Source organism: Cyanobium sp. BA20m-p-22, assembly GCF_024346275.1.
Classification (GTDB): domain Bacteria; phylum Cyanobacteriota; class Cyanobacteriia; order PCC-6307; family Cyanobiaceae; genus Cyanobium_A.
Map to the genome: position 1 here is coordinate 1 of NZ_JAGQCQ010000272.1, position 5,266 is coordinate 5,266.

Here is a 5,266-nt window from a genome sequence, read left to right on the forward strand (position 1 = left end):
GCTCCCTGGCCCCCCAATCGCAGTTCACCATGGCAGTCGATACCAGGTCCACTGCGATTAAGGATCTGCTTTCCAGGATCCCAGATATACTCAATGCTCCCGCTGCTGTTGACTATGCGCAATCCGTTGGAAATGTAATTGACGCTCTCAGCCTCCTGGATCTCCGAGTTTAGTAGAAACTGCACTCTTGACCAACGCTCCTGCAGTCTTATCTGGCTATCCAGCTGCTTATGCAAGCGGAGCAGGGGCGCGAACACGGCAGTGGTGATGATAATCACCAGGGCACCGACTGCCGTGCCCACTGCCAGTTCAACGAGGGTGAATCCTGTATCTGATCCAGATAACGCAAAAGGCAAATGGCGCGACTGAGGCTTCTTCATTCAAAACCTTGTGATTTCGCAGTTGCCATTGCTATAATTACCCATTTCCAGATTGCCAAACAGACCATTGAGTTGGATGCAGCGGGCTGGACCGTTATTGGCCATTTCAATTGTGATCTGCAGCACATCTGTCGGGGGATACTTGCTGGCGCGCCGGGTGAAGGTAAAGCGTTCGGGGTTAACAACTGTCGGCTCAGACTCAGATGAAACTCCTAAGGTATACTTTGCTCCACGGGCAGATTCAGGTAGAAGGAAAGGATTGTTGGGAATCGCACAGCGCTCTGGCATGTCTGGCATGGGTTTTTCCATACTTGCAACAGTATCTCCGTCAGTGATGGGGCCGGTGCTGATTTCTACCCCGCATGAGCTGCCCTTAAGGGCTGCGCTTCGCACCTCTTGAAGCCAGCCGGCTAGGCCAATTGTGAGAGCATTGACCTGCTCCTTTTTATAGTTCTGAATCAGGGCTGGGATGCTGAGCCATCCAATCAGGCTAAGGATTGCCACCGCTAACAGGAGTTCAAGCAAGGTGAAGCCTTGGCCTTCAAATTGGTAACCTTTCATGGGCACCATCTGCTTACGGTTGGTGAGAAAATGATCTGGGTTTTGGGCCCCTGGGATGGTCTCCATTCAACGATGTAGAGATGGCTGCTATCGGAGCCGTTGTTCAAATAAAGCCTTGCCGTTCGAGTGATGTTGGGAGTGATTACTGTGCTTGCTCCAAGTTTATTCACAAGGCCCTGCGAAAGGTTGGTCGGAGAGTTTTTGCAGAGCGCCTCAAACGTTGTGAAGGCAACCGAATCATCGGCGCTAGGGGCGTACTGATATTTATTGGGAGGCCGCAGCTCCAGGCTGGCCACCTCGCAAGTTCCAGTTAAACAGGTATAGTAATCATTGAGCTTTTGTGTTTTGGCTAGATCAGCGTTAATGGCTGCAGAGATCGCATCTCGGGTGCTGATGCTTTTCACAGATTCGATGGACGATGTAAAGATGCTTAGCAGAGCAACGCTTGAAACTGTCAACAAGCTAGCAGAAACTAATGCTTCTGCTAAGCTAAATCCTGCCTCGCTGGCTCGATGCGTCTTTGCATTCAGGCGAGTCGAGGGCATGACTCAATTCCCAAAGAAGCGGTAGCGACTTGTGCTGCGGGCCACCATGTCCCAAGGGAAGAGATTTGTGGTGGTCGCATTCCCGGTGAGACTCTTGCTGAAAGTATTGTTTTCATCGGGAAGTATTCCCATAAGATGGAAGACATCAGCCACACCAGTTTTGGGAATGCTGGGAATGGCTGTGGTGCCTTTCATCTTGAGTCCACGAGCCCAGATGACGCCTTGAAATGTTGCGGTGCCTGTGCCAATGATCTTGATCGTGGCCTGGGGGGCGAATATGAAAAAGCGCGCTTGATTAACGGAACCCTTGATGATGAGATCTTGTTGCCCGCACTGGTTTGGTTTGGCAGGGTCATACGGGCAGGCGTAGCCAAAAAAGGAGACGTCTGTGGTGTTGTCTACGAATGCGCCTGGACCCGAGCAGGACTCTACTTTGCAATGCGTCAGGGTTCCACTGGCTAGCGATTGTGAGATTACATTGCCGGCTGTTGGGAAATAAAGTCTGATTCTCCTGATATTTTTACCACTGACAAAAACTAAATTATTTATGCTTCCACTGAGATCGATACCTCTGTATATGCAGTGGATATCGTTTCTGTGGAGTGTGCAGTTGCTCGGCAGCTGGGTTGCGTCCGTTACCGCGGCTGCATTGAAGATGCTCCGCTGGGTTGTGCTGTTGTATTGCATAAGCTGATTGGAGCCCGATGCACCGGAGGCATTGCTTGGGCAGGCTGCTGCTGAGCAGGGGCTGAGCACCGGGGCTGATTTTTCGTCTCCCCAGTTGCCTGGATAGCGAGGTGGAGTTGGCAGCTTGATATCAAGCCGTTCCATTTGGTTACCGGAACTGTTGTTGGCAGCAGTGCACTCTGTGGGATCAGCCGAGAGGCAATACACGGGATTGACTGCCATCCCTTGAAGATTCTTGATTGTGGGACCATCAGCTTCGATGAATCCTCCCTCTCCTCCAGCGCCCACTACAATTCCGTACCCATCGGGATCAAGCCCCGTAAACATGCACCGATTGATGGCGAGTTCGAAACGGTTCAGTGGACAACTGCTGTTCCCATGCCCTCTTAGGGTATTGCTGGTTAAATTCTGATGGCTGCCGAAAGAAAGCCTACAGCCTTTGGGAATAACGCTGAAGTCTTCCTGGAGAATGGTGCTCGAAACCACCTCGTTACTCTGGCCATTGCGATAGACTATTGCTTCTACACTGAGACGGAAGGAACCATTGTTCTGTGCGTCATCGAGCAGAGAAAGATCTGTATTTAGGCGGGCTAGTTTAAAATCTTTCGAGTTTTCTCTGTTTATTATTCTGAAGGCCTGTGTTGCGCCATTGCGATGTTTGCTGATGCCGCCATTATCGCCTATGTAAAAGTATCCACTGTTTGTCTGACCACTGCCCAGATTTAATTCAGACAGGTCGGGCGAAGGCGGCTCTATTCTTTTTGTGTTATTGAAAACTGTTTTGCAGGGATTTAAATGGTGTTCTCGAGCTTGCGTGTCAGTCCACAGAATATCTCCAGCCTCAGAATTGTTTACAACTTGACTATCTTTTAAGGCTAGGAGGTGACGATTCTCTTTTTTATTAAGAAGGCTGATAAGATAAGCCATGCCGCTGCGGGCCACATTGCGTGCCTGTAAGCTTTGCCCCTGAAAAATTGAGCCCAGCATGGCGCTGGTCGATTGGTTGAGCAGTGTGGTGGTACCGGCAATTAGTATCAGGGTTGCTGTGAGAACAAAAACTATCGAAAATCCATTATTTCCTTCGGAGCTAATGCTGGTTGCGCGATGAGGTTTACGCGCAGGCTTGTCAACATAAGATAAAGTTTTTGTGTTTCTGATTTGTGAGTGTTTTGAGCTTTTCATCTGCCCTCATCCATGGCCTATATCTAGGGCGGGGCGTGCAAAAAGTTTGTATTTGATTGGCGCTGATGCAAGATTGGTTGTCACTTGTATTGAGATGCTCTTGCGTTAAAGGGTTGTAGAGCTTTAATGGCTGATTAATAATGCTCAAGTCAATAGAAGGCTTTCTTCTGATTTTAAAAATTAAGGCTGACTAGCGTTGTTTGTTTTACGGGAAGAAAGCTTATTCCTCGGAAGATTAAAAACTATCTCTCTTGGATGCATGATTTGAAATAAGCTTCTGCTGTGGGTAATTACCACTCGCCACTGGTGCAGCCCTCTCCGGCGCTGCAATTTTTCACAACTTCACCTGAGGCTGGATCAAGAGTGGCGCTAAATGTTTGACCTTTGCTTACGATGGTAGCTGTGTAAGTGTTGTCTAATGATGACGAACAGGTGATTGGGTCTGGGATTAGCCTTATTTCAGGTGTGTCTGTGACCGTAGGCAAATTTCCTCCATCTATTAAATTAACCTGGCATGCCTTAACTGCGCTGCTCACGAGAGCTTTGGCTGAAGAGGCTTTTGCTTTGTCTGCCTGATTAAGGAATGAGGGTAGCGCAATCGAGGCAAGAATGCCAACAATGATTACCACAACCAACAGCTCAATCAAGGTAAAGCCCCTGCTGATGGCCGACCCAGAGCGCCTTGACTTGGAAATGATCTGCTGAATAAGCTGGTGGTGAATTCCGGCCCTGAGGATGGTGGATTGCATGGATTGGTGTGAGACTGGTGAGAGTCCCTGGCTCATTTGAGCTCAAAGTATCGTCTGCCTTGGGGGCAGGCAATAGGCGCAGGGCAAGTTTTGGCTGTATGGGCCCCCAGAATCTCCAGTTGATTCGCGTCTGCAGCGTTCGCGATGCAGATCGGCTGCACCATCGAGCTTTTGGTGGCTTCTTCGGGCGCTCGCTGACTCGGTTGTGGAGTGGCTTCCCTGTGGGTGCCTCCCGCCTGCCGCAACCCAAGGCAAGACCCAGTTGCCGCTCCCGCCGTCCCCCCTCCTTTCTCGCTCCCACTACTTGATGCGTGTGACACATTCATTGAGTGTTTGCAGAGACGCCTGGGGCCGATGCCGCCGTTCGTTGGGCCCGGTCCAGGGCTGATTCAAAGTCTCATCATGGGTTTGGTTGTGGCTGTTGCTGCACCATCTCCAGCAATGCCGTGATGTCGTGCATCACCGCCTGCATGCCTGCCCGGATCGATCGGAATCCCGCCAGGCGCAGCAGGTTGAGAGCTGCGGTTCGCAGCGTGGCCATCGCGCCGGCGCCATTACCGCGGTAACGGTGGGCATCCTCATGGAGCTGGGTGTCGCGAATCCAGTGCCAGCTCTCAATGCTCCAGCGGTCGCGCACCAGTTGCAGCAGGGTCTCTGGGGTGGTGCGCAGGCTGGTGTCGCACCGAGAGGTGCGCCTTGTGAAGCATTACAAATGAGTCGCCCGAAATGGCTTGCCATCACGGATGCCATCGGCGGTCATCTCCACGATCCAGCTGGCGCCGATCCAGGCCTCACGGATGTGCTCTGGGGCTTGTTTGGCGCGTAGGGTCCAGGTGATGTTGCGGCCGTGGCCGATCTCGTGATCGCTTGCCACGAAAGGGATGTAACGCTTTCCCTGAAACTGGCTACGGATCTGGCGATGCAGCGTCTTCTGGTTGCCCTTGACCGTCAGGAGGAAGTCGGCCCCCTGCTCCTGGAGCTGCCGAAAAACGGACGCTGGGTATGCAAGGCATCCGCCTGGATCAGAACGCCCTCAAGATCCAGCTCGCCAAGGAGCTGCCTTAGCACTGCTCGTTCGTGGTTCTCCCCGGTGGCGTAGCAGGCCTGGCTGATGGCCACGCCCAAGGCGGCGGAGTACAGCGTGACCTGGGCAATGAACGCC

6 protein-coding genes and 1 pseudogene are annotated in these 5,266 nt (G+C 51.9%); all 7 read right to left on the bottom strand.

Annotation, left to right across the window (positions count from 1 at the left end; all coding sequences use genetic code 11):
- Positions 1 to 380, bottom strand: a 380-nt coding sequence (locus KBZ15_RS17900; RefSeq protein WP_255016578.1) for a PilW family protein, incomplete at its 3' end; no start/stop codon positions are given.
- On the bottom strand, positions 381 to 1,007 hold the full coding sequence (locus KBZ15_RS17905; protein ID WP_255016579.1) for a Tfp pilus assembly protein FimT/FimU: 627 nt from the start codon (positions 1,005 to 1,007) through the stop codon (positions 381 to 383).
- Positions 1,008 to 1,489: 482 nt separating this feature from the next.
- Positions 1,490 to 3,355, bottom strand: coding sequence for a hypothetical protein (locus tag KBZ15_RS17910; RefSeq protein WP_255016580.1), 1,866 nt, complete (start codon positions 3,353 to 3,355; stop codon positions 1,490 to 1,492).
- Positions 3,356 to 3,645: 290 nt separating this feature from the next.
- Positions 3,646 to 4,104, bottom strand: coding sequence for a type IV pilin protein (locus tag KBZ15_RS17915; RefSeq protein WP_255016581.1), 459 nt, complete (start codon positions 4,102 to 4,104; stop codon positions 3,646 to 3,648).
- Positions 4,105 to 4,504: 400 nt separating this feature from the next.
- Complete coding sequence (locus tag KBZ15_RS17920; RefSeq protein ID WP_255016582.1) at positions 4,505 to 4,741, bottom strand: hypothetical protein; 237 nt, start codon at positions 4,739 to 4,741, stop codon at positions 4,505 to 4,507.
- A 69-nt stretch (positions 4,742 to 4,810) separates the two neighbouring features.
- Positions 4,811 to 4,978, bottom strand: a complete 168-nt coding sequence (locus KBZ15_RS17925) for a hypothetical protein (protein WP_255016583.1) — start codon at positions 4,976 to 4,978, stop codon at positions 4,811 to 4,813.
- Between the two features lie 74 nt (positions 4,979 to 5,052).
- A pseudogene (locus KBZ15_RS17930) lies at positions 5,053 to 5,266 on the bottom strand (hypothetical protein); the annotation flags it as partial.